Annotated in this window: 28 protein-coding genes; 24 read left to right on the plus strand and 4 right to left on the minus strand. The window is 27.6% G+C overall.

Annotation, left to right across the window (positions count from 1 at the left end; genetic code table 4):
* The first annotated feature begins 10 nt into the window (after positions 1 to 10).
* The 5 genes from ACI2WZ_RS01380 to ACI2WZ_RS01400 all read left to right on the plus strand — a co-directional run bounded on the left by ACI2WZ_RS01380 (position 11) and on the right by ACI2WZ_RS01400 (position 2980).
* The gene (locus ACI2WZ_RS01380; RefSeq protein WP_500245015.1) at positions 11 to 979 is read left to right on the plus strand and encodes an energy-coupled thiamine transporter ThiT; all 969 of its coding nucleotides are present in this window, start codon (positions 11 to 13) and stop codon (positions 977 to 979) included.
* A 118-nt stretch (positions 980 to 1097) separates the two neighbouring features.
* Complete coding sequence (gene pyrH / locus ACI2WZ_RS01385; protein WP_023789053.1) at positions 1098 to 1811, plus strand: UMP kinase; 714 nt, start codon at positions 1098 to 1100, stop codon at positions 1809 to 1811.
* A 12-nt stretch (positions 1812 to 1823) separates the two neighbouring features.
* The gene (gene frr, locus ACI2WZ_RS01390; protein ID WP_023789054.1) at positions 1824 to 2372 is read left to right on the plus strand and encodes a ribosome recycling factor; all 549 of its coding nucleotides are present in this window, start codon (positions 1824 to 1826) and stop codon (positions 2370 to 2372) included.
* 61 nt (positions 2373 to 2433) lie between these two features.
* Positions 2434 to 2700, plus strand: coding sequence for a hypothetical protein (locus ACI2WZ_RS01395; RefSeq protein ID WP_500245016.1), 267 nt, complete (start codon positions 2434 to 2436; stop codon positions 2698 to 2700).
* Between the two features lie 4 nt (positions 2701 to 2704).
* On the plus strand, positions 2705 to 2980 hold the full coding sequence (locus ACI2WZ_RS01400) for a hypothetical protein (RefSeq protein ID WP_500245017.1): 276 nt from the start codon (positions 2705 to 2707) through the stop codon (positions 2978 to 2980).
* Here the strand turns inward: ACI2WZ_RS01400 and ACI2WZ_RS01405 are convergent.
* Positions 2977 to 3465: a methylated-DNA--[protein]-cysteine S-methyltransferase gene (locus ACI2WZ_RS01405; RefSeq protein WP_500245018.1), complete on the minus strand. Its 489-nt coding sequence runs from the start codon at positions 3463 to 3465 to the stop codon at positions 2977 to 2979. The two genes, ACI2WZ_RS01400 and ACI2WZ_RS01405, sit on opposite strands and share 4 nt — an antisense overlap.
* 121 nt (positions 3466 to 3586) lie before the next feature.
* Between ACI2WZ_RS01405 and ACI2WZ_RS01410 the strand changes: the two genes are divergently transcribed.
* Positions 3587 to 5371, plus strand: coding sequence for a hypothetical protein (locus ACI2WZ_RS01410; protein ID WP_500245019.1), 1785 nt, complete (start codon positions 3587 to 3589; stop codon positions 5369 to 5371).
* A gap of 68 nt (positions 5372 to 5439) precedes the next feature.
* On the plus strand, positions 5440 to 5715 hold the full coding sequence (locus ACI2WZ_RS01415) for a hypothetical protein (RefSeq protein WP_500245020.1): 276 nt from the start codon (positions 5440 to 5442) through the stop codon (positions 5713 to 5715).
* A 12-nt stretch (positions 5716 to 5727) separates the two neighbouring features.
* Here ACI2WZ_RS01415 and ACI2WZ_RS01420 read toward each other — a convergent pair whose 3' ends face one another.
* On the minus strand, positions 5728 to 6132 hold the full coding sequence (locus ACI2WZ_RS01420) for a hypothetical protein (protein WP_500245021.1): 405 nt from the start codon (positions 6130 to 6132) through the stop codon (positions 5728 to 5730).
* Between the two features lie 279 nt (positions 6133 to 6411).
* Between ACI2WZ_RS01420 and ACI2WZ_RS01425 the strand changes: the two genes are divergently transcribed.
* Positions 6412 to 7911 (plus strand): MFS cation transporter, encoded by a 1500-nt coding sequence (locus ACI2WZ_RS01425; protein ID WP_500245022.1) that lies wholly within the window; start codon positions 6412 to 6414, stop codon positions 7909 to 7911.
* Positions 7912 to 7919: 8 nt separating this feature from the next.
* Positions 7920 to 8768: an aldose epimerase family protein gene (locus tag ACI2WZ_RS01430; RefSeq protein WP_023789062.1), complete on the plus strand. Its 849-nt coding sequence runs from the start codon at positions 7920 to 7922 to the stop codon at positions 8766 to 8768.
* On the opposite strand, the gene ispG is transcribed toward ACI2WZ_RS01430, so the two are convergent.
* Positions 8765 to 9853, minus strand: a complete 1089-nt coding sequence (gene ispG, locus ACI2WZ_RS01435; RefSeq protein WP_023789063.1) for a flavodoxin-dependent (E)-4-hydroxy-3-methylbut-2-enyl-diphosphate synthase — start codon at positions 9851 to 9853, stop codon at positions 8765 to 8767. The genes ACI2WZ_RS01430 and ispG overlap by 4 nt on opposite strands.
* A gap of 188 nt (positions 9854 to 10041) precedes the next feature.
* On the opposite strand from ispG, the gene ACI2WZ_RS01440 reads away from it, so the two are divergent.
* From ACI2WZ_RS01440 to ACI2WZ_RS01495, 12 genes are all read left to right on the plus strand, one after another.
* A complete protein-coding gene (locus tag ACI2WZ_RS01440) occupies positions 10042 to 10902 on the plus strand; it encodes a hypothetical protein (RefSeq protein WP_023789064.1) in 861 nt (286 codons plus the stop codon).
* A 2-nt stretch (positions 10903 to 10904) separates the two neighbouring features.
* Positions 10905 to 11657, plus strand: coding sequence for a segregation/condensation protein A (locus ACI2WZ_RS01445; protein ID WP_500245023.1), 753 nt, complete (start codon positions 10905 to 10907; stop codon positions 11655 to 11657).
* 5 nt (positions 11658 to 11662) lie between these two features.
* On the plus strand, positions 11663 to 12220 hold the full coding sequence (gene scpB, locus ACI2WZ_RS01450) for an SMC-Scp complex subunit ScpB (protein ID WP_500245024.1): 558 nt from the start codon (positions 11663 to 11665) through the stop codon (positions 12218 to 12220).
* Between the two features lie 4 nt (positions 12221 to 12224).
* On the plus strand, positions 12225 to 12974 hold the full coding sequence (locus ACI2WZ_RS01455) for a pseudouridine synthase (RefSeq protein WP_500222756.1): 750 nt from the start codon (positions 12225 to 12227) through the stop codon (positions 12972 to 12974).
* A gap of 3 nt (positions 12975 to 12977) precedes the next feature.
* Complete coding sequence (locus ACI2WZ_RS01460) at positions 12978 to 13595, plus strand: deoxynucleoside kinase (protein ID WP_023789068.1); 618 nt, start codon at positions 12978 to 12980, stop codon at positions 13593 to 13595.
* Between the two features lie 30 nt (positions 13596 to 13625).
* The gene (locus tag ACI2WZ_RS01465) at positions 13626 to 14342 is read left to right on the plus strand and encodes a YebC/PmpR family DNA-binding transcriptional regulator (protein WP_500245179.1); all 717 of its coding nucleotides are present in this window, start codon (positions 13626 to 13628) and stop codon (positions 14340 to 14342) included.
* Between the two features lie 138 nt (positions 14343 to 14480).
* Entirely contained in the window at positions 14481 to 16121 is a 1641-nt protein-coding gene (locus tag ACI2WZ_RS01470; protein WP_500245025.1) for a hypothetical protein, read from the plus strand.
* A gap of 189 nt (positions 16122 to 16310) precedes the next feature.
* Positions 16311 to 17330 (plus strand): fructose-bisphosphatase class II family protein, encoded by a 1020-nt coding sequence (locus tag ACI2WZ_RS01475; RefSeq protein ID WP_500245026.1) that lies wholly within the window; start codon positions 16311 to 16313, stop codon positions 17328 to 17330.
* Between the two features lie 20 nt (positions 17331 to 17350).
* Complete coding sequence (locus tag ACI2WZ_RS01480) at positions 17351 to 18142, plus strand: hypothetical protein (RefSeq protein WP_500245027.1); 792 nt, start codon at positions 17351 to 17353, stop codon at positions 18140 to 18142.
* A 126-nt stretch (positions 18143 to 18268) separates the two neighbouring features.
* Complete coding sequence (locus tag ACI2WZ_RS01485; RefSeq protein WP_023789073.1) at positions 18269 to 18697, plus strand: hypothetical protein; 429 nt, start codon at positions 18269 to 18271, stop codon at positions 18695 to 18697.
* 196 nt (positions 18698 to 18893) lie between these two features.
* Positions 18894 to 19334 (plus strand): hypothetical protein, encoded by a 441-nt coding sequence (locus ACI2WZ_RS01490; RefSeq protein WP_023789074.1) that lies wholly within the window; start codon positions 18894 to 18896, stop codon positions 19332 to 19334.
* Positions 19335 to 19660: 326 nt separating this feature from the next.
* Positions 19661 to 21037 (plus strand): BMP family ABC transporter substrate-binding protein, encoded by a 1377-nt coding sequence (locus ACI2WZ_RS01495; protein WP_023789075.1) that lies wholly within the window; start codon positions 19661 to 19663, stop codon positions 21035 to 21037.
* A gap of 82 nt (positions 21038 to 21119) precedes the next feature.
* On the opposite strand, the gene ACI2WZ_RS01500 is transcribed toward ACI2WZ_RS01495, so the two are convergent.
* Positions 21120 to 21683: an inorganic diphosphatase gene (locus ACI2WZ_RS01500; RefSeq protein ID WP_023789076.1), complete on the minus strand. Its 564-nt coding sequence runs from the start codon at positions 21681 to 21683 to the stop codon at positions 21120 to 21122.
* 78 nt (positions 21684 to 21761) lie between these two features.
* On the opposite strand from ACI2WZ_RS01500, the gene ACI2WZ_RS01505 reads away from it, so the two are divergent.
* The 3 genes from ACI2WZ_RS01505 to ACI2WZ_RS01515 all read left to right on the plus strand — a co-directional run bounded on the left by ACI2WZ_RS01505 (position 21762) and on the right by ACI2WZ_RS01515 (position 24932).
* Positions 21762 to 22424, plus strand: a complete 663-nt coding sequence (locus tag ACI2WZ_RS01505) for a hypothetical protein (RefSeq protein WP_023789077.1) — start codon at positions 21762 to 21764, stop codon at positions 22422 to 22424.
* A gap of 83 nt (positions 22425 to 22507) precedes the next feature.
* Positions 22508 to 23533, plus strand: coding sequence for a rod shape-determining protein (locus ACI2WZ_RS01510; RefSeq protein ID WP_500245028.1), 1026 nt, complete (start codon positions 22508 to 22510; stop codon positions 23531 to 23533).
* Positions 23534 to 23906: 373 nt separating this feature from the next.
* On the plus strand, positions 23907 to 24932 hold the full coding sequence (locus ACI2WZ_RS01515; RefSeq protein ID WP_500245029.1) for a rod shape-determining protein: 1026 nt from the start codon (positions 23907 to 23909) through the stop codon (positions 24930 to 24932).
* Positions 24933 to 24934: the final 2 nt, after the last annotated feature.

The following is a 24934-nucleotide window of genomic DNA, read 5'->3' on the forward strand; positions in this document are numbered from 1 at the left end:
GAGGATTTTTATGAAGAAATATTTTAAAGATAAACTATTATTTACATCAATTTTATTAACTGTAGTACGTTGTATACTTGTATTATCGCTATCAATCATTGGAACAATAAAATTATTATCCGTTAATATCTTTGACAGTGACGGAGGCACAAGGGCACCTAATGTTGGTGAAACAATTTTAATATGTTTTATGTTTATAGCAATTTTTATTATGTATTTAATTCTTTCATTATCAAGTCTAATGAAATATATATTACAACCAATAAGAGATAAACAATCATTGTGATTAGCTATTTTTTCTATAAACATTGAACTTGTTATTTTTAACCTTATGCAAATCAAAAAGATCAAACTAATCAAAAAACCAAAAAAATGAAATATATTCGACATTTGTTCAATGGGTGTTCTTTTAGGGGTTTACCTAATTTTGTCTTATGTTAGTGGATTTATACCACCAATGCCATTTTGAATTACTTTATCAATTAAATATATACCTTTATTTTTTGGAACTTTTTTACTAACTTTTACACAATCTATTACTTTATGTTTGATTGCTGGTATTGTTCCTTTGATTATGCCTGGAACTGCTATTTATACTGCTTATCAATATATATTGGACTACTTTATACCAATTAGTAGCATAGCATTAGCATCATTGTTTGTTCCTACAAACTTAACAAAAAGTAAATTTAAAAATTATATATTCTGAAGTGGATTTATAACATTACCCATCATAATTATATTTTTATCAAGAGTACTTGCTGGAGTTGTGTTTTGGTTAAATCCTAATGCAATTGGTTCTGATCCATCATATGCGTTCGAGTGAAAAAATACACTAGTTTACTCATTAATTTATAATACATTTAATACGATGTTTGATTATGTAATTTATATGATTACTGTTCCAATAATTTGCGAAAACTTAAAGTTCTTGAAAACACGTTTTCAAAACCAAGTTAATAATATGGAAATGGAATAATTGAGCAACTCATATTTTATGTATACTAAACTCTTTTGAATTTTATCCACTAACACTTTATTTTTGATTTAGCAAAATGTAGTTTATTTTTTGCTATAATCAATAAAGCGAGGTAAATATGGCATTAAAATTTAAAAGAGTTTTATTGAAAATCTCGGGCGAGGCTTTAAAAGGGTCTGAAGAAATTTATGATAAGGATAAACTTGGTGATGTTGCCCGACAGGTTATAGAATTAACCAACCAAGGTCTACAAGTAGGAATAGTTATTGGTGGAGGAAATATTTGAAGGGGTAAATTAGCAGGTACCCTTGAGTTGCATAGAATTGAAGCTGACTATATGGGTATGTTAGCTACTATTATGAATGCTTTAGCATTTGAAGCAACCTTAAGAAAAATTGGATTTGATAAAGTTAAAGTTTACTCTTCACTTGAAATCAAGACAGTTACAAATGCTTACAATTATAGAAATGCTAGAGAGAAATTAGACGAAGGCTACGTTGTTATTTTTGCTGGTGGAACAGGGTTCAGTTACTTTACAACTGATACTGGAGCTTGTATTAGAGCAATCGAAATAAAAGCCGATGCTTTACTAATGGCTAAAAATGGTACTAAGGGAGTTTATGATTCTGATCCCAACACTAACAAAGAAGCAGTTTTTTATGACTCATTAAGTCATAGCGATTTAGTAGTAAATAATTTAAAGGTTATGGACTCAACTGCTGCAACTTTATCAAGAGATGGACATCTTGAAATTGTAGTTTTCGATATGAATGGACATGATAATATCATCAAAGTTGCTCATGGAGAATTAGAAGCCACTATTATTAAATAAGGAGATTTAAACATGATAAATAGTTTAATTGATACAACAGAAATGAATATGTTAGAAACTATCGAAAGTTTCAAAAATTATTTAGCAAAAGTTAGAACAGGAAGAGCAAATGCTTTGATGTTAAAAGGTGTTATGGTTGATTTTTATGGAACTATGACTCCAATTGAACAAACATCACAAATATCAACACCAGAACCACAACAAATAGTTGTTAAACCATATGATAGAAGTCAAATTGGTAACATTATTAGTGGAATAAACAAGGCTGACCTTGGACTAAATCCAATGTCAGAAGCTGATTTAATTAGAATTAAAATTCCACCTTTAACTGAGGATGTTAGAAAAGATTTAGTAAAAAAAGTTTTTAAAGAATTAGAAACTTTTAAAATACGAGTTAGAAATGAACGTCGAGATGCTAATGATAAGATCAAAAAAGATTCTTCTGTTCCTGAAGATGTAAAAAAGGATTCAGAAAATAGCATTCAAAAGTTAACTGATAAATATATAGGACTTTTAGATGACTTGGCAAAAGAAAAAGAAAAAGACTTGATGACAATATAAAATACAAAAAATAAGTATTTAACATACATTATTTTTTGTATTTTTCTTTTAAGGAGGATGTATGAATTGTTCAGTTTGTAAAATAATAATAACGGCAGAAGATAAATTTCTTGTAGATAATATAGAGGGTGAAATTGCTAATTATCACACTCAATGTTATATCGAAAAATTTGGTGATATCAAGCAGATTGAAATTTTAGAGTATAAAAAAAATATAAAAAAAGATAAATTAAATAGGTTTTCTGCGTTCAATGTATTATTTTTGTTTATGTTGGTTATTTCTATTATTGTAATGGCAGCATATATAATTTATTCTTTAGTGAGGTAGTACAATGGAAGTTTGTTTTTATTGCAAAGAAATAATTCAAGAAAACTCTGCTTTTATAACTGATATATTTGGTGAAAACGATTGTTTGAAAAAATATCACGTAGATTGCCACCAAGAAAGAACTAATATTTATAAATATAATGAAAAACTAAACGATGTAGAAGTTAAAAATGTAACAAAAAAAGCCAAGTTAGTAAATATAATCTACATCTCTTTGGCAATTATCTTTTTTATCGAAATAATATCAATTGTAATAATTTTAGTTTTAAAGCATTCCTAAGATTCTAATTCTAACAGCATTTGTTTACATTCTTCACCAGCCCTATAAGCGTATTCCTCATTTTCATAAGGTATAACACGGTGGCAAGGAATCAATAATAATATTGGGTTTTTTTGTACAGCTCTAGTAACAGCTCTAATTGAATCCAATCTTTTTAATTTTCCAGCTAATTGTTTGCAAAAAATTGTCGAACCTGGAAGAATTGTCATTAATTCTTTTCATACTTCTTTTTGGAATTCGGTACCGACTACATATAAATCATCAAAGTCTATATCCAAGATTTCTTTATTAAAGAAACTATTAAGCAAATTTGAATGTTTGTTATCTAAAATTTCATTAGTTTCAACTATGTCAAACTCATCAGTTTTAAATCAATTTAGTAGATCTTCATTTTCAAAACCGATATATGCAATTTTTTCTTCTATTAATCCAACTTTAAGTTTAAAGTTATCATATTGATAATTGTATACTCGTATTTCTTTCATTGTTTACCCTCTTTTACTATATGTATATTTTATCGCACTTAAAGGTAAAAACGAAATTTTAAAATTAAAATCATTTTACATTTAATATACATTGATATATACTAAAAACAAGGGGTGTAATATGGGCTTTAAAATAGGGGTGTTAGTAGTCTATAATAATCAAAATTGAGTTATTTTAGATATACAAACAAAACAAATATCAAATGGAGAGTTAAGTTTTCTGAAAATCAAAAATATATTAACACAAGAGGTTTTAAATATTGATTCAAGATATGTTAGAGAATTTGAAATAAAACAGAAAACACAAAGTGAAAATATCGGGGACGTAAATATACATAATCAAAGTTTGGGTGATACCGCCTACATTAAATCATTATTTGATGAAGTTGGTGAGGTAAACACAAACGAGTTTTTTGATTTTGACGAACATTCTAGTCTGGAAACTAATAATCAGAATGTATCAAATTTCGATAGATATATACCCAAAAAAGACATAACCTTTTCTGAAATAACTGATTCTAGTGAAACTACTCGTTTAATTGAAAATTTTCAAACACCTAACTCTCAAAAACACTTTACTCCAAGAAGAAGTTTTAATACATATGAAAATTTGAATAATACGCCAGTAAATGAAACATTAACTGATATGAAAAATAGTGGTATTTGAGAAGAGAAAATGGCTTCACATAAATCAAATTATTTTTCTAACCCAGGTCAAAACATCCATGTTCCAAGAAGAACTTTGAATAATTCAAATACACAAGAAACTTTCCATAATAATGTAGAAAATAATCGTGAACTAGAACGGGCACGTGAAAACTTGTTCAACTCAGGTGAACATAATTTAAAAGAACAAGTTTCATTAGAAAATATATCAAATGAACTTCTAAATAAAAATCTAGATAAATCACAAAATATGTATGACAATGTGAAAAGCGAAAACATAGTTGACATAAAATCAAGTGAGCAAAACTTAAGTCAACAGAAGCAACATTTCATAGTAAGAGAACAACAAAATAATAATCATTCAGATAAGACTGCCAATATTAATGAAAATTACAGAGAAAAACGAATGGCTGATAGTAATTTCATAAATAAAATGAATGAAAATAACTATGAGACAAAATTTGAAGAAAAATTAACAGTTAATAATAGCTCAACTTCTGACAACACCGTAATAAAAAGTTTGAATAAGAAAGCTAATTTATACAAAGAAAAACATTTTGAAGCACTTGAAACTGGACCACTTAATACAAAAAAACTACTAGATAATTTTAATAAACAAAAAAATATAAAAGATGCTTTGGACGAGAAGTATATCCAAGATAGTAACGAAAAGAGTAATACTTTATTTTGAAATAACTCAAACTTTGATAAAACGGAGTTAAATAACTCTAAAATATACAGAAAATTTAAAAATATGTCCGGCTGATTGATTACAGTGTTTGTTATCTTCTTAATAACCCCGATAGTTGGTTTATTTATGAAGATTGCTAACTTCTATATTAATTCACCAGAGCACACTATTTCGTTTGAAATATTGAAGCAATTTTTTCTTTTTCAATCAAACTATAATGATGGTAATCTTGTATATTTTATTGCAGATGTACTTATAATTATTGCTACTCCAGCTCTTTTTTTAGTCTTTATTACTTTTTCTCTAATTTATTGAGTTTCAGTTGGTAATAAGCAATATAAGAAATTAGCATTCTATAACTTTCAGTTACAATCTAAGATTGAAGTAATTGATTCTATCCAAGAGTTTAATAATGAATCAAGTTTATACTTAATTAAAGTTCATAATGATATGAAAAAAATTAAAAAAGAAATTAAGAACTTGAAAGAAGAAAAAAAATTAACAAAACACGTTAATAACATAGAAAAACCGTATAATATGACACATTAAACAAAATAAATTTCCCCTAAAACTTTAATAATCTGTAGCAAAACTTAAAAGAAAGGCAGAATCAAATAATGAAAAGTTACAGTATTTTGGAAATAAAATTAGACTCAAGAATGATTACGGAGATAAAAGTAAGATATAGTTTTTTAGATCAACAAAAATGCTTTGATTATACATTTAAATCTTTAACACAAGATTCAAAGAGACCAATTGAAATAACAACTTTAGAATTAAGAGAAACTATTGATACTGACCATAATTTTATTCTTTCTAATGTAGAAAAGATTTTCCAAAATTATCAAGGAACAAATATTTGAATTATTTTTCAACAAAGAATAGTTAAATAAAAAGGTTATTCATTATTGAATAACCTTTTTATTTTTTTTAGAAAGTTGAATTTTTTTATAATATAAAAATCCACTAGGTATTAATATTAATAAACCAATTGGTAAATATATCAATATGCCATAATATTCTGAGACAAATGCTCTAATAGTTGATGCAATACCCAAGAAGATAGCTAAGTATAATGCTGGCAAGTATAAGTTTATCTTTTTAAGATTAATAAATAGAATAACTAATGTAGACATGATAATTGATGATATTAAAAACCCAAATATAAATCATTTTGCTGATGGAGCAAATTTCCTTAAGAATATCTCTGTTGAGTTGAATGTGATTTTATTATTTATTAAGATAATGATTCATATTAAAAATATTAAGTTAATTGCTACTATAATACTAGCGCTAATTGTTACTAGCAATTTGCAAATAGTTTCGCTTTTATTTAAGTTAATTTCGTTTGTTTTTCGTTCTTTTCCATATGTGTACCTCTTTTTCGTTTTAATATCGTTCTAACTAAATGTTAATGTTTTAATTTTGAAAGTATTTACCATATTAAACGTTAATTTAGCTAGTTATCTAGTAAAAGATAGTTATTCTTTAATTTTAAAACAATAATACAAATATAACAATATAAATCTTACTCATTAAAATAGAAAATTTGTAATAAAATAATAGTTGATTAAGTATCGAGGTATGAAATGAAATATTGAGACATTACAGTTTTAACACCAATCATCATTAGCATTTGCTTTACAATTGTAATACTTATGTTACGAAAAGAGAAGTTATCAAAAAATGCTTTACTTTTTTGCTTGGAAGTGGCAATATTTTGATTATGTTCAAGTTTATTAGGCTACGAGTTAGTGTACCTTAAAGACTCATTGGCAAGAAGTTTAGAAAACAGAACATATCTAATAATTTTGTTGATAATATCTTTAATATTTATCATAATACTTAAACCATTTGCTACATTCATTACAGGTATAATAAAAAGTAGAAAATTATGAATGTATTTATCTTATGCTAGTATTATCTTATTAACACTTCTGATGAACTTTCTAAAAGTTAGCAATATATACGTCTTCATTATATATTCAATTTTATATGCTTTTATTCTTTCTACATCCACAATACATTACTTGTTTTTAAATGAACAATATTTTTATCGTATAAACACACTACCGGTTACTTGAGTCATTTATACAATTATTGGTTTTTCTGGTTTGTTAGGTACATTTATAGGGCAACTTCAAACAATAGTGTTATCTTCTGAAAATTTTACTTATACCAATTTATTTGTTCTACTTTTTATACCTATATGTTTATATTTAAATTTTACGCAAAAGGAGAATAAAAATTTAGCTAGCTCTTTTGATGAAAGTATTCGATCACAATTACCCAGAAAGAATAATTGAAATTTTTTCACTATTTATATAATTACATTTTTAGTTTCTTGTGCAGGTACTTTAAGTATGTCCTTAACAACAAAAATGTTTATTGCCTTCCAAGGCATTTATAATGGTTACTCAAATGACCTTGTAGAAACACTATTAAGATTATATGACTTCAATTTCATTATTCCTTCAGTGCTGATTTCTTATCTTATCTTCAAATTTGCAACTCCACATTTCAATCAGAAGTATCTATTATTTACAAGTTTTTTTACATTATTCTTATTGTACGTAGTGTTAGCCTTCAATAAAAATCCTTTCACATTTATGATTTTAAATATCCTAATAGGGGTATGCTACACACAAATAATTTACTCTTTATTTAGCTTTTGTATGTTTTGGAATTATCGTGCACCAAAAAACCCTGTAACAGGCTTTTTTGGATCGGCTTTATTTGGTGGTATGTTTTTGAATCAAGTTATTGAAGAAACCTTATTAAATTCTAAGGTAGGTGTGTTTAAGTATTTTAAATCAGTAGATGAAATTTTAAAAACCAAGCAACTATTAACAAACGATAGTATAATCTACGAGAGTTTCATTGATTCTATCACTGTTATTATGACTCTCTCTTCGCTGTTAGTTCTGCTTGCTATGTTTATATTCTATTTTACTCATAAGTATATTTTTGCAGACTACATTAACCCAAGGTTAGCAGTGCAAAATTTAAAAATAATTCTTAAAAAAAGAGTTATTGAAAAAACCAAAACTCAAATAAAAGTCGATGAGTTAGATAATAATGAAATGTAGGTTTAAATATGTATACAATAAAGAATGAATACTTAGATATTACTTTTAAAGCCGATAGTTGCAATTTTGAAATAACTAGTTTGAAGTTCAAAGATAATGAGGTTTGCTATCAACAGAATTCGTCTTGAAAAAAAACATGACCCTTGCTATTTCCAAATTGTGGAGCTATTAACGGTTATATTAAATATAATGGCGTTAAATATCCTTTACCAAGACACGGTTTTATGAAAAATATAAATAATTGGACAATAAAAAGCATTTATAACGACTGCGCAGTATTATCGTTTTCATCTAATTGTCAATTCTCAAAAATTTATCCTTTTGAGTTTGAACTAGATTTAATTTTGAAAGTCGCTAAAAATGTTTTTTCCATTGATTTCGTTGTAAAAAATGTTGAGGATGTTGATATGTATTATTCATTCGGACATCATCCAGCATTTAAAGTTGATGATTCCTCAAAAATAGTTTTAGAATCAGAAGAAACCTTCTTTGATTCATTCACTCCAGAAGGACTTTACTTAGAAGATGAACAAAATAAAAAAAAGTGAAAGGAAATTATCATTAAGGATGTTGATTTTTCTGAATCAAAGTCTTATTTTTGTGACACCCTAAGATCAAGTTATTTACTATATAAAAATGATTCATTTGAATTTAAACTACCCCTGAATGATTATTCAACATTGGGTCTTTGAAGAGATAATAATGATAGTGGATTTATTTGTATAGAACCGTGGTGTGGTATGCCTGACAAGAGTGGAAATAGTGATCATGATTTAAAAAATAAGTACAAGATCTTAAAATTAAATCCTAAAGAGTCAAAAAAAATATCATTTGAAATGATATTCAATACTAATTAGTCCATACTATTCTGGTTTTTGCTTTTTCATTCTTCATAATAATCCAATATTAACAATTTTAATTCGGGAACAAGTTTTTCTTGGGAAACGGTTTTAAATATTTTTCCTTTTTTAAATATGATTCCTCCGTTTTTCCCTCCAGCTATTCCAATATCTGCGTGCGAAGCCTCACCTGGACCATTAACAACGCATCCTAAAATAGCAATTTTTAATGGAAAATGTAAATTTTCAACAAATGATTCTATCTCCGCTACTACTTCTCGTAACTGAAATTCTAATCTTCCACAAGTTGGACAAGCTATAACTTCAACCATATTATCAAATAAACCAATCGAATTCAGCAATCTTTTTGCTACTTTTATTTCCATAACAGGGTCTTCGCTTAAACTAATTCTAATGGTATTTCCAATACCTCTGAATAATAGGTAACCGATTCCAAAACTAGATTTAATGGCCCCATTCAATAGACTACCTGCTTCTGTAATTCCTATATGGACTGGATAATTTCATATTTCTGAAGCAAGACTGTATGCTTCAATTGCCATTAATGGATCTGTAGCTTTTAAAGAATATATTATGTCATAAAATTCATACTTTTCTAAAATCTCTATATGTTCTCTAAGCGCCTCAACCATGCATTTGGGAGTTCATCCGTATTTTTCAACTAATTTTTTTGGTAAACTTCCTGAGTTTACTCCAATCCTAATAGGTATGTTCTTTTCTTTACATTTTTGTACAACTGCAATTGTGTTTTCCTCGATACCAATATTTCCAGGGTTAATTCTAATTTTTGCACATCCAGAATCAGCAGCTATCAATGCAAACTTATAATTAAAATGAATATCTGCAACTATTGGTATTGGTGATTTTTCAACTATTTCTTGAAGTGCATTTGCATCATCAATCCCAAGCACAGCAACTCTAGCAATTTGACAACCTTCTTTGTATAAGTTATTTATTTCTTCAAGCGTTGCATCCACATCGTGAGTTTTTGAGGTAGTCATTGATTGAATTACAACTTTATTATTACCACCAATTTGAATTTTCCCAACATAGACGGGCCTGGTTTCAGTTCTTTTATACATTATTAACCCCCTACAAATTATATTTTAGTTCTATCATTATCTTTAATTGCAATCTTGCTTTTAAAGTTTCATATTAATTATACACATATTAATTAAATACAAATTTTAGTTATTTTAATTTATATAGTTCAAAAAACCTTAACTACAAGGATTTTTTAGTATAATTAAAGTTATAGGAGTTGAAATAAGTGGCAGAAAGAATTACATTGCGGGACATAGTTGCAATTAATGATGCGCTAACTCATAAAAGCTATGAATCTCGTAATGAGTTTTTGACTTATGTTGATGTAATAGGTGAATATTTAGATGAAACATTTTTCAAACAAGATGCCATAATTGAGAGACTAGTACATTATTGTGAAAAAAGTGCACGTTATTTAAATATACAAATCACTAAAAACGAAAATATAAAATTAACTATAAAACATATTGCGGACTACATAAAAATTTGTAAAAAAGCATTAGAAAAAGCATTATATAGTGATCGAGATATATTCGATTTCAAAATCTTTGTCGAAATTAAAAGTATTGTTCGCTACTTCCTAGAAAAAACCTATGAATACAGCTCATTGTCTGATTATAAGACTTTGTTTGGCATAAATACAGTTGAGTTTCACCAACAAAACGAGACATTCAAATATTTGTATACTGTTTTTGATAAATTTACATATATTGCTAGGCACCTAAATGATAAATATTACAAAAACATAAAAAGTGATTATAATGAAAATGGTTTGAAATTTTTTGTAGATTTCCCAAAAGATATCGGATTTCTAACTAATAGTTTAATTGATCATGAAAAATTAACTATTTGTATCGAAACAATAACTATATCAAAAGCTTGACATTATATTAGAAGGTTAAGAAATGTATTGGAACATGATTTCGCAGACCCTAGTTTTAAGTACAATATTTCTTTTTCGATAGACTTATTATTTATAATTGTCGGTAGAATAATGATAGCGTTGAATAAATACTTAAAGCCCGAAAGACAACTAATTGAGACTTTGGAAAAACTTAAAGAAAAAGGCGAAACAGTTAAGGAATAAATATGGAACGATGACAATCTTTAAATTTAAATAATTTCAACGGACCCTTAGATCTATTGCTTCATATGATCAAGGAAAAACAATTGAATATTATGGATATCAATTTATTGGAATTATCAAATCAATATATAAAATATATTCAAAAGTGTGAAGAGTTAGATATTGAAGTTGCAAGCGAATACCTTGTGATGGCTGCATATCTTATTGAACTGAAGTCGAAATTATTAATCCCAAAGGAAGTTGTTGAGGTTGATTCAGATTATGAAGAAAATCAAAGACAAGAATTATTATCACGCTTAATGGAATATCATAAGATCAAAGAAGTAACAAGCTTTTTCAAAGAACAACAAGAGGATTCTTTAAAGGTATATAGTAAACCAAAATCTGTTTTCAAGATAACTAAAATTGATGATGATAATTTACCATTAGCGCCGAATAATATTGATATCGATAAGTTTGCAAAAATATTTTTAAAAGCTATTGAAAAAAAACAATCAACTATAATGGAAACTAACACATTGACAAACGTAGATGTATCACCAGAAGAAATTGCTGTTGAAATAAGAAATTTTTTAGAAAAAAATAGAATAAAAAAAATAAAACTAAGTGATTTGATAGAAGAGAAACATTTTACTTTAAGAATGCTAGTTGCTACATTTCTAGCTGTTTTAGATTTAGCGTCTAAAAAAATTATTTATATTTATCAAGAAGTTGATGATGTAATAATTGATTATTTAGTTAGTGAAAGGGAATAATACCTATGGAGTTTAATAAAAAATTAGCAATTACAGAGGGGCTTCTTTTTGTTAATGGAGATGATGGTGTCTCAATAGATGATTTGAAGTTTATTTTAAACACAGAAGAAGACTCTATAATCGAAAAAATACTTGACGCTTTAAAAGATAAATATAGTAGTGACGAAGCCAGTGGTTTAGATATTCAAAAGTTTGCAAGAAATAAATTCAGGATGATAACCAAAAAAGAAAATGCCGAGCATTATGCTAAGTTATCTAATATTAAAACAGAAGCGAAGTTATCAACTGCAAGCATCGAAACTTTGTCTATTATTGCCTACAAAGGCCCAATATCAAAAGCTAAAGTCGAGGACATTAGAGGCGTTAATTGCGAGACGATATTTTATAAATTAAAGTTAAGAAACTTAATTGAAGAAGCGGGTAAATCATCAGAATTAGGGAAACCAATGTTGTATAAAGTTACTGATGATTTCTTAAAGTACTTTAATTTAAATAGCCTTGATGATTTACCAAAGTTAAAAGAAACAATAGAAGAAGAAAAAGATATTTTCAAAAGAGATTAGTTATATGGAACGTTTACAAAAAATTATAGCAACAAGAGGTTATTGTTCAAGAAGACAAGCTGAAACTTTAATCACAAGCGGTAAAGTTAAAGTTAATGGGATCGTAGTTACAGAACTTGGTTCGAAATTTAATTGTGATGTAGAGATTAAAATTAATAATAAAAAACTAGAAATTGTTAAAGAAAAAGTTTATTATTTATTTAATAAACCAAGATTGGTTGTTACTACTATGTATGACCCTAAAGAAAGAAAAACTGTTGCTGACTTTTTTAAAGATAGCAAAATTAGGGTATATCCAGTAGGTAGGTTGGATTATGATGTTAGTGGTGCATTAATAATGACAAACGATGGAGAATTTGCTAACTTTGTGATGCATCCAAAGTATGAATTTAGAAAAACATATCAAGCGCTTTGTGATGGTAAAGTAACTAAACAACAAATCAAAAACTTATTAAACGGTGTTATCATTGATGAAGATTATAAAACAAAAGCAATACATGCTGCATTACTGAAATATGATGATCAATATAATGAGTCAATAGTTGAAATAACTATAGCCGAAGGTAGAAAACATCATATTAAAAAAATGTTAATAGCTGCCGATATAAATTTGAAAAAGTTAAAAAGAACGCAAATAGAGTTTTTAACAATCAATGATATTGAAGTTGGTAAGTTTAGAAGTTTAAAACCACACGAAATTAAACAATTCTACGGCATTTATAATTCAATATCTAAAAAGAATAATAAGGAGTAATTTATGAGAATAGCATTATTTGGAACTGTAGGAGCTGGCAAATCAACAATTTCTGAGTTAATTTCAAAGCAACTTGGTTATGAAATATTTCCTGAACCAATTGATAATAACCCTTATTTTGATGATTATTACAAAGACATGAAAGCAAATGTTTTTAAAATGCAAATCTATATGTTAACAGCAAGAAGTCGACAATTATTAGAAGCAAAATCATTAAAAAATGTAATTTTTGATAGAACAATTCTTGAAGATCCAATTTTTGTTACAGTTAATCATGATTTAAAAACCATGAACGATATTGATTACAAAACTTACACCGATTTTTACGAACAAGTTATAATACCAAGTCTTGGATATAAGTCAGAGTTTGATTTAGTTATTTATTTGAAGTTATCAACAGATAAGGCTATCGAAAGAATTAAAGATAGAGGAAGAATTCAAGAACTAGAAACGCCTTATGAGTATTGGGAGTTACTAAATAAAAGGTACGATGACTTTTTCGAAAGAAGAAAACATATGTTCAATTTCTTAGTTGTCGATGCTGAAAGTGACGATTTAGAAGAAAAAATGGAAATTATTATGAATAAAATATACGAAATTGAACCCAATTTGGTAAAATAAATTAGTTTAAATTATGTGAAAGGAATATTTATGGGAAGAGCTCACGAAGTAAGAAAACAAAGTATGGAAAAAACAGCAGCTATGAAATCTGCTATTTATGGAAGGGCTTCTAAAGAAATTTATATAGCTGCAAAAAATGGTAGTTCTGATCCTGAGGCAAACTTGGCATTAAGAAGTGCAATTGATAAAGCAAAATCAAAACAAGTTCCTACAGATGTAATTAATAGGGCTATAAAAAAAGCAGAGGGTGGCGAAGCTGAAAATTACGTTTCTAATCGTTATGAAGGGTATGGACCCGGAAATTCAATGATAATTGTTGACTCTTTAACTAGTAATGTTAATAGAGCAATAGCAGAAATAAGGGATGCATTTAATAAAAACGGGGGAAAGATTGCCAACTCAGGTTCGGTTTCTCATTCTTTCCAACCTACTAGTTTGTTTGCGTTTGAAGAAAAGTCCGTTGAAGAAGTTCTAGAATTATTGATGGACACAGATGCAGAAGTTAATGATGTTATTGAAGAAGAAGGATTAACAATGGTATATGCATCATTTCAATCTTTTAATGCAGTTAAAACAGCTTTAGACAAAGCGGGTTTAAAGAATTATAAATTGGCAGAAACTACTATGTTGGCTGATGATTTCATTAAAATTAATGATGAAGAAACAAAATTACAGTTTAATAAGCTTATAAATAAATTAAATGAACTTGAAGATGTACAAGAAGTTTATCACAACGTTGAAATTTAAGTAAATATATCATAAAAACCACCATTAAGGTGGTTTTTATAATTAGTTAAGTTTATGAAATTTGTTTTCAATTTATCAGGTTAATCTAAAATTAAGAAACACTTATATATTGATATACTATCTAAAAGGAGATAAGTAATGAAAAAAGTTTTAATATTAATCAGCAGTAACTTTTTATTTTTAATCGGTACAGTCCAAACATTAAGTTGTAGTATTCAAATAAAAAACGATGATCAAAATTTAAAGGACCTTAGAACAATAAATACTAGTTTAGGAGAATTTGAAGGTTATGAGGAACTTCCTTCATTACCATTATTAATTGCTAGAGTAAATAAGGTTAATACCGGCTTAGATTTGAATTCAAGTGATATATCGTTGGTTGATGAAACTCTAACTGTTTTTAATGCTAGAATAAAAGGTAATGGAAAAAATGTGATTGGAGAATGCTTGTTAACATTTAAATACATCCATAAAAAAGGGAACTTAACAGATTTAATAACTAAAACTAATTTAGGAAACATAAAAGATAATACAAATATACCTAGTAATAGCATTTTATTAAATAAAATTAATGATATTAATAATACTAAGTTTACCTTTGATGATATTTCTATATCAGAAGTGAATGAATCAAGTGCAAGGATAAGTGCAAACCCTCAGTCAACTAAGTATGAAGGAGAAGTTTCTATCAGTTATAATTACAAAAAAGTGGAAAGTATTGAAGTCAAGAATTTAATAAAGAAGACTTATTTAGGTAAAATTTACTCACAAAAGAGTGTTTTTACAAGTGAAGAGATACTTGAAGCTGCATCATTTCACAATGATAATTTTGATAAATCCATCTCAGATGCCTTAATAGTTACAAACATAACCTCAACATCAGCTATTATTAAATCAAATAGTAATTATTCTACATTCCGAGGAGAAGTTTTGGTAAATTATGAAGGCAAAGAGAAGGTATCGTTAACAAACTCAATCAAAAATAAAGAGTTCGGTTTAATAAGAGGTGCCAAAAACGACAACGGGCAGGTCAAAATTGATGTTGACGCTTTTTTAAAACAACTTATGCTAGAAAATCCTCATTTTAACACTGAATATATACGAAATGGTATAAGTAACGAACCTTATTATAGTCCAGATAAAAAGAAATATTTTTTGGTTTTAAGTGTGGCGAATAGTCATCCAGTAATCCCGTATAAACATAATACTGGATGTAGTATATATTTTGAAATTGATAATGATAAAACTGTATTCAATAAAAAAGATTTGAAGGATGAAATCAAAATGGTAAACATCGGAGAAATCGATGGATATATTGATAGTTTTAATAGGGATGTTAATGTTGTTTTTGAGAAAATAAATGAATTGAATAATATATCTTTGGATTATCAACTTATGTACTATTTATTAAGTTGGGTCGGAAATAACAAAGTAAAAATCATAGCAAAAAATGATAATCCTACATATAAAGGTGAAGTTGAAATAACATACAATTATAACAAGTTAGATAAATTAGGAAACCTTGAAGAAATCATAAAAGATAGAAATTTAGGTGAAATATTTACCTATCGTTCTTCAGATTACAAAGTTTATCGACATACAATCAAAGTCTTGTTAAATGCAAAGTATCCTAATGCTAACTTAATATTAGATTATGACATAAATATTGTTGATATTACAGATACTAACTTCAAAGTGGAAATCTTAGATACTGGAAAATACTTTGGTTCAAGTTTCTTGATGAGCTATTATAAAATAAAAAAAGATACTTGGATTTAATGGTATTTATAATTACTTTAATAGGACTAAGATTTAACAAATATCATTAAAGTGATATTGACAAAACATTTTCTAAAAAAATTATATTTTTTAATCTTATCTATTAAGATTTTTTTATATTCCTTTAACTTATTAAAAAAATACTTGGTTTTTTCTTTGTTATAATAGTAATTGATTAGGAGAGTTTAAATGAATAAAGATGTTGTTTTATTGCGCACTGTTGAGTTAGCAGCAATTGCTTCTTATAAATATATTGGTTTGAAAGATAAAAATAAGATTGATCAAGCAGCTGTCGAAGCTTTTGAAGTAATGCTTAAGAATGAGCAGGGTTTCAAATTAAAAATAGTTAATGGTGAAGGAGAGTTGGATGAAGCACCAATGTTGTTTGTGGGCCAAATATTAGGTAGTCCAAGCAGTTATGATGCACCAATATTTGATGCATCAGTCGACCCAATTGAGGGTACCAATCCCGCTGCTTATAACTTTGCAGGTAGTATTTCCACAATTGCAATTTCCAGGGAAAATACAATGTTACAACTTCCAGAAATGTATATGGAGAAGGTATTTGTTAGCAGTGAGTTCAATGAAATATTAGATTTAAACTCAGGAATAATAGAAATAATTAAACAAATGCAACTAAAGGTCAATAGAAAAGATATTAAATGTATTGTTTTAGATAAACCAAGACACCAAAAGATCATTAAAGAATTAAATGATCTTGGTGTAATTATTAGACTAATAAAAGATGGTGATGTTTTAGCTGCTATTGATGTTGTAAATGGTGAAGCTGATATTGTTTATGGTATTGGAGGTGCTCCTGAAGGATGTTTGATGGCTTCTTTGGCAATTGCTTCTGGTTGTAGGATGCAATGTCGTTTAGTTTCTTATGAAGATATTTGACCAAATGAAGAAGAGACTAAAAATAGAATATTAAAAGAATCAGCATGGTTATCAAAACATAATATCGATTTCACAACTATATTGTCAGATATAGATTTAGTAGCGGATAATAGAACAAGGTTTTTTGCCTCCGGTTTAACAGCTGGTGGAACTTTAAAACCAATAAACTATAAGGATGGGAAGTTTTTTGTGAATGCTTTCATGGCTAGTCATGGTATTGTAAGGAATATAAAATCGGTTTATGATGTGAAAAAAGTTAATACTTTAAAGCCTGAAATTAAATATTTATTTGATAAGTATAAGCGTTAAAAAAAGGAGCAATAAAATTAATGGAAAATATACATAAAATATTATTGATAGGTGTTTTATTAACACTTTTGACCTTGTTTTCTTTGAAACTGTACAATACTTTAGTTTATTCCAGAATTAAAGTAAGAGAAATAAACTCTGCAGATATAAATATATCTACTACAAAAATTGAAGAACTCATAAAGAACTTTCAGAAGTATTTAAAGTGTCCGGATCTGACTATCGAATATGGAGTATTAGATAACTATTCAAGAATTTTCAACATGTTAAACAAAAAAAAGAAAAAAATCACGATACCTAGATGGGTGATGCCTAGTGTTGGATACGAAATTGATTATCTACTAGCAAGTATTTGATATAATACAAAACGTTATCAAAATGATAAAGAGTTGAAAAAATTTAATTTGTTTTGGTCGGTAATACCTAAACTAGCTTATTTTATTTACTCATTAACAACAGTTATCTCTATGATGCTTTTCATAATGTATTTCTTTTTCTCAGAAGATAGAATAATGATTGAAGGAATATTTATGTGATTAATAAGGATTCCAATTTTCCAAGCACTTTCATTTTTAACTTTTTTTATAATAATTTCTTGTTTATACTTTTCTACAAAAGGTAAAAATTGATTAGAAACAAAATATGAAAGGGAAATTGTCTCATTTGTTGATAGTGAGTGTATTGGTTATAAAACTGATATCATAGCAGCTAGAGTGTATTCACTTGAGTTTAACAAACTCAATTTTGAAATTTTTAGATTTAATCAAAAAACAGAGAACACAAAATTCTTAGGACCCTTTGTTTGCATTTAGTAACTAAATACATTTTAAATTTTAAAAGAAATTTTTAATACCGTGAAAAACGAAGTGTTGAAACTTTAAAGGTGTATAATTTTTTTCATAAGAAGCCTTTGGTTTCTTATAAGAAAGGAACGTTTTATGAAAAAATCTTGAATAGCAATGTGTGCAAGTTTTGGTGTACTGACAATCATCTCAATCTTATTTTTTGCATTAAAGGATAGTTCAATTTTTCTATATGATTATTTAAAAGGAAGTAAGTTCCCATCAAATCAAATGCAAATTTGAGCAATCTTGGTAATGGCAGTATCAATACTAGGATTGATTGTTAGTGGAGTGATTTTATTTTTAAACTTTAAAGATAATGATTCATTAAATAAATATGCAAACTATGCTCATATTTTTGTTGCGGTATTAGTTTTATTCTCTGCTATTATGATCTTAGTATCAGGAATAACTGTTAAACCTGTATCAAATATGTCAACAGCTATATTTGCTCTTGTGGTGGTTTTCTCTGCTGCAGTAGTTGGAACAACAGCATGAGTAGCAAAAGATGAATTTACCGCTTAAAAATGGTAAATAATAAAACAATTTAAATAATGTTTCAAACCTCAATTACTGAGGTTTTTTGTTATTCTTATTTAATAATTTGGTCTTGAAAAACAAAATCAAAAAAAACATTAAATTACCCTCATTACTAAAATAACAAGAGTGTATAATTTATCTATAAGTAAATTTATGTTTATTTAATAGGAGGAAAAATTTTATGAAAAAATCATGAATAGCAATGCTTGCAAGCTTTTCTTGTCTACTGATTACTACTGTAGTATTTTATGCAGCAAAAGACCAGTATGGAGACCCATTTTACTCATTCTTAGATGATCAAAAAGGAAGTTTCCTAGAAAAAAATATGATAATTTGAACATTATTATTACTTTCGCTTTCAGCAATAGGACTTTTTGTTAGTCTTATAATTATCATCATGAATGCTAATGGAAATAATAGTTTCAATAAAATAGCAAATTATGCCCATCTTTTAGTAGGAGTTGTTATATTTATTGACCTAATTATGATATTGATAGTAGGTATTGGTTTGAAGTCATCTGATAAAGAAGTTATTTTATTTTTAACATTTATTTCATTGTTCTCACTAGCGGTTGTGGGTACAACAGCGTGAGTAGCTAAGGATGAATTCACAGAGGTTTAAATCCTCTATTAATAAGTGTTTGTTCTTAATGTAATAAATATCTTTCAAATATTTAAACATTTAATTAAGCAAATTTATTTAAATAATATTAAAAATGAGTATGGTTCTCATTTTTTTTGTGAAAAATCAATAATTATTTTTAAATTATTTAATATTTTGTGAATTTCTAATTTTTGAAAGTATAATTAGGTCGTAAGTTAAATGAAGTCTCTTTACATTTATCAACATATAATTAGATTGGAAAGGAACCTTAAATTAGTAAAATAATTTAAGGTTTTTTGTGAAGTAAACAGATTTTGTTTCTATACGAAAAGGGGGATTGAAATATGAAAAAACTATTAACAAGTCTTATGGCAACTACAGTATTGGTATCAAGTGCGTCTTCAGCCATTTCTTGTGGAAAAAAATATAAGGGTTGAATGGATGTTTACTTGGTAACCGATGCAGGTAAAATCAATGATAAATCTTTTAATGAGAGTGGTTATAACGCAGGTAATGAAATAATGAACTTACTTGGTATTAATGATAATTTAGATAAAAAATATGATGGTATAGGATATAGTGAACCAAAAGATGAACAAGAATTTGATAATCGTTATAAAATAGCAAAATCAGCTGGAGCGAAAACCTTGATATTGCCGGGTTATAAGCATGGTGGTGAACGCCTTAAAAAAGCTTCTGAATTGATAGATGATGTAGTTATTATAGATAATAGTAATGAAAACCATAATAACGTAACTGGTTTATTGTTTAGAGCAGATATTTCAGCGTTTTACTCAGGGTTTGCATCAATAATTTACTCATTGGCAACCGAAAATTATAATAAAGATGGTAATGGTAAGTTAGTGTTGGCTACATTTGGTGGTAGCCCTAATGGTTTTGCAGTTGATAACTTTATGCATGGTTTCTTGGCTTCAATAAATTTCTATAATGAATTTAAAAAAGATGAAGAAAATAAAAAATATATAGAAGAAATGATTAAAGCAATAAATCCTAATTTGAAAGACGGAAGTCTTGAAAAATTATTGAATGTAGAAGTATCGAGAGCAAATTCTCAAAATGAAGGTATTGCAATTGATCAATCTAATTATTTTTCTGGTAGTTTTTTAGCAGGATCTGGACAAGGTATATCTGATAAATTGGTAAACACTGATAAGGCAAATGTTGTTTTACCAGTTGCTGGTCCACAAACAGGGGATTTACTAAATGTTATTAAGAAACGTAAAGCTAGCACAAAAGTTATAGGTGTAGATACTGATCAAATTAAAGTATACCCACAGTTTAATGATCAGTTCATAACATCAGCTGAAAAAGATATTGTGTCTTCAACAGTATTAGCAATCTCACACCTAGAAAAATACAATAAAAACGAGAATTTCTTCAACAAGGTTTTAGAAAAGTATAAAGATATTGGAGTGACAGAAGAAAAAGACGGAAAATTTGTTGATGTTAATCTAGCTGATAAAAAAACTTGATCTGGAACTACAAAATGACTTGGTGGTAAAATTTCATATGATAATGGTAATAAAGTAAATAAAAATTTATATGACCTTATTATGAAATTATTTAAAAATGGAGAAAAAGTAATAGGCTCATCTAAATATTATTTCTCAGAACTTGCTAACAAAGGTATAGATGTTACTTTAAGCGCTGATAAAATTAAAGGTTATGCAAGTAAAATACTAGAAGAACTTAAAAAATAAATATTAAAAACATTAGATAATTATTGGTAATAAAATATAAACAACAAAAAACTTTGGATTATTTCCAAAGTTTTTTGATTATTTAAGCTTGACCTAAACCTTTAGATTTCCACTCTGCTAATATTTCCTCTTTTCCTCCATCTTTAAGATATCTGTCTTTATATTCCAAAAATCTTTCTTTACATTCTTTGATTTCATTAATTGCGTGATCAAGGTCTCCTCATCCTTCAATTCGCACTTCTTTTTTTTGTAAAGCTTTATATTGTAAGAAAAAGTTTTCAATCTCATTTTTTAAATGTTGTGGAACGTCTTCTAATTTTTGGTAACTTTCAAATCTTGGGTCATCATTAAAAACACCGAAAAGTTTAGTGTCAATTTCACCAGCATCTATCATTTTTATTGTACCTAAGATTCTTACTTTCACCTTCACACCAGGCATTGTTGGGTAAGTTACCAAACTTATAACATCTAAAGGATCTCCATCTCAATCTAGAGTGTCATCTATAAAACCATATTCACCTGGGTAAAAATTAGCCCCATATAAAACTCTATCAAGACTTATGCTTTTTGTTTTCAAATCATATTCATATTTATTAGAACTTCCTTTTGGAATTTCTACTATCATTTCAATAACATTATTTTTCATAATTTATTTCTCCTTATACAAATAAATTTTATAGTAAAATTACTATGTTAATTGCGAAATTATTGAAAAAGGGGAATTATGAAAAACTTTAAAAGTTTACCAACAGACAAGGAAAATATAATTTTAAAAGATAAGAATTTAAAAAAAGATAGGTGGAAAAGTTATTTTCGACTTAATACTCAAAGAATAACAATTATGGCAATGTTACTGGCTTTTAATCTATTTTTGTCATGGCTTAGTGTTATTTTGTTTAGTTTGATACCGATTTATAATTTTTTAAGAATTGAAATAAGTTTTTTCTCATTCCTTATCTGTTGAAAACTTATAAATGGTTTTTATGCGATGTTACTTGTGTTTCCTGCCACTTGAATGAGATTTATCGGTATTGACCCATTAGCTGAACCAATAGGAGTATTGGCTATGAATTTAAGTGATAGTTTCTCTTTGGGGATGTTTATTCTCTTTGCATGAATTTTCAGAACTAAAGTTGTACTAAAAGTTAAGTATGGAGTTTATATAAAACTATTGATTGTATCTTTAATTGTAATTAGTCTAACTAGTTTATGAAATACTTTTTTAAATTTCTCTTTTTTACTTAAATTATATGGAGCTGAAGGTTTGAAAACTTTACCTTTTGCATTGATCTTGATTGGTTTTAATTATTTAAAATTTACTTTAAACTATGGAATATTTATATCAATTTATAAAACAATTGATAAAATTGCACCACGAGATTTTTAATTAAAACTCATTAATTAAGGGTTTTTTGGTACAATCTATTGGTAGTTAAAAATTATTTAATTATATTGAAAAGAGGAAGAAATATGGCAGGAAAAAAACCGATTTTTGTATCAATGGACTTAGGTACAGCGTCAACATTGGTATATATAAGTGGGCAAGGTATTGTGTATAATGAACCATCAATAGTTGCTTACAAAATTAAAGAAAATAAAATTGTGGCTGTTGGAGACGAAGCTTATAAACTAATTGGTAAAGGTAACAAAAATTTAAGAATTGTTAGACCAATGGTTGATGGTGTTATCACCGATATAAGAGCAACGCAAGCACAATTAAAATACATCTTCTCAAGATTGAGATTGGATAAGATTTTAAAAGGTTCTGTTATGTTGCTAGCATGTCCATCAGTTATTACTGATTTGGAAAAAAGTGCTCTAATAAAAATAGCAACTTCTTTCGGAGCTCAAACAGTATTTGTAGAAGAAGAAGTTAAAATGGCAGCTCTTGGTGGTGGTATTAATATTGAAGCACCAATGGGTCAATTAGTAGTAGATATGGGTGGAGGAACAACTGACGTAGCTGTAATCGCTTCTGGAGATATAGTTATCTCTAAATCTATCAAGGTTGCTGGAAACGTTTTAAACGAAGAAATCTTGAAGTTCATAAGATCACAATATGGTATGGAAGTTGGAATAAAATCAGCAGAAACTGTGAAAATTAAAATGGGTTCTTTGGCAAAGTATCCAGACGAAAAAACTATGAAAGTTTATGGTCGTGATATAGTTTCTGGTTTACCTAGAGAAATCGAAATCAAACCCGAAGAAATTAGAGAAGTTTTAAAAATACCTTTATCAAAAGTTATCGACTTGATTGTTAGAGTTCTTGAAGAAACACCTGCAGAACTAGCTGGTGACATATTCAGAAATGGTATGACACTTTGTGGAGGAACTGCATTGATTAAAGGGATAGATAAATACTTTGGTGACACATTACAATTGCCTGCAAAAATAGGACAATCTCCTTTATTGGCAGTTATCAACGGAACCAAAAGACACGAAAGTTACATTTATGACCAATTAAAAAAGCATAATCAAAATTCTAATTCAAAATAAATAACAACACAACTAATATAATAACTTGATGTTTTACATCAAGTTTTTTTTATATTATTTTTAGCTTTTTATATACGCATTATATAAACAATTTTATGCCAAATTTAGATTTTTTGTTTTTTAAGTTTGCAATTTTCAAATGATAGTTTGAATAATAAAGCCTATAGAAAAAAGTTAAAGAATGAAAAACATGAGCGTATTGAAATTCATACAATAAATTAACTATAAAACAATAACCAACTGAAGGCTGAACTTTATGTATTTATGATTGAAATTATTTCCATACATAACCTATTTAACGGAATTATTTTTTATTAATGTTATAATCTACTTGGAAGTTATTGATTTATTCATTTCTTCGCTGGAGGTAAATATGATAAATAGTAAAAAACACATTTTTGTGGGAATGGATTTAGGAACAACTTTTACACTGGTTTATATTAGTAACCAAGGTATTGTTTATAATGAACCTTCAATCGTTGCCTATAAAATTAAAGAGAACAAAATTGTAGCAGTTGGTGAAGAAGCTTATAAGATGATTGGAAAAGGTAACAAGAATCTAAGAATAGTTAGACCTATGGTTGATGGCGTAATTACAGATATAAAAGCAACACAGGCACAGTTAAAATTTATTTTCTCAAGATTAAGATTAGAAAAAATTTTAAAAGAGTGCGTTATGCTTTTAGCTTGTCCATCAATAGTAACCACTTTGGAACGAAATGCACTTAAGAAAATAGGTCAAAGCTTTGGTGCGAAGTATGTATTTATCGAAGAAGAAGTAAAAATGGCAGCCATCGGTGGTGGTGTAAATATTAATGCTCCAACCGGCAGACTAATAGTTGATAGTGGTGGAGGTACAACAGATATTGCAGTAATGTGTTCTGGTGATATTGTATTATCAAAATCAATCAAAGTTGCTGGTAACTACCTAAATGACGAAGTTTGTAAGTTTGTGCGTTCACAATATGGTTTGGATATTGGAGCTAAAACATCAGAAAGTATTAAAATTAACATTGGTTCATTAGCTAAATATCCTGATGAAAGAAGGATGAATGTTTATGGAAGAGATGTTGTCTCTGGTCTTCCAAGAACAGTAGAACTCAATCCAGAAGAAATTAGAGAAGTATTAAAAGTAAGTGTGGCTAAAATCTTGGATTTAATCGTACAAGTTCTTGAAGAAACTCCACCTGAATTGGCTGGTGATATATTTAAAAATGGTATAACCTTATGTGGCGGTACTTCTTTAATTAAGGGTATTGACAAGTATTTTGCAGACACTCTTCAACTTCCTACTAAAATATGTGAATCACCTTTATTAGCTGTAATAAATGGTACTAAAAAGTTTGAATCTGAAATATGAGAGATGTTAAAAAAACATAAAAAAGAGTTATATTATTAAAA

Origin of the sequence: Spiroplasma endosymbiont of Megachile willughbiella (assembly GCF_964273395.1) — a bacterium.
GTDB lineage: Bacteria > Bacillota_I > Bacilli_A > Mycoplasmatales > Mycoplasmataceae > Spiroplasma_A > Spiroplasma_A apis.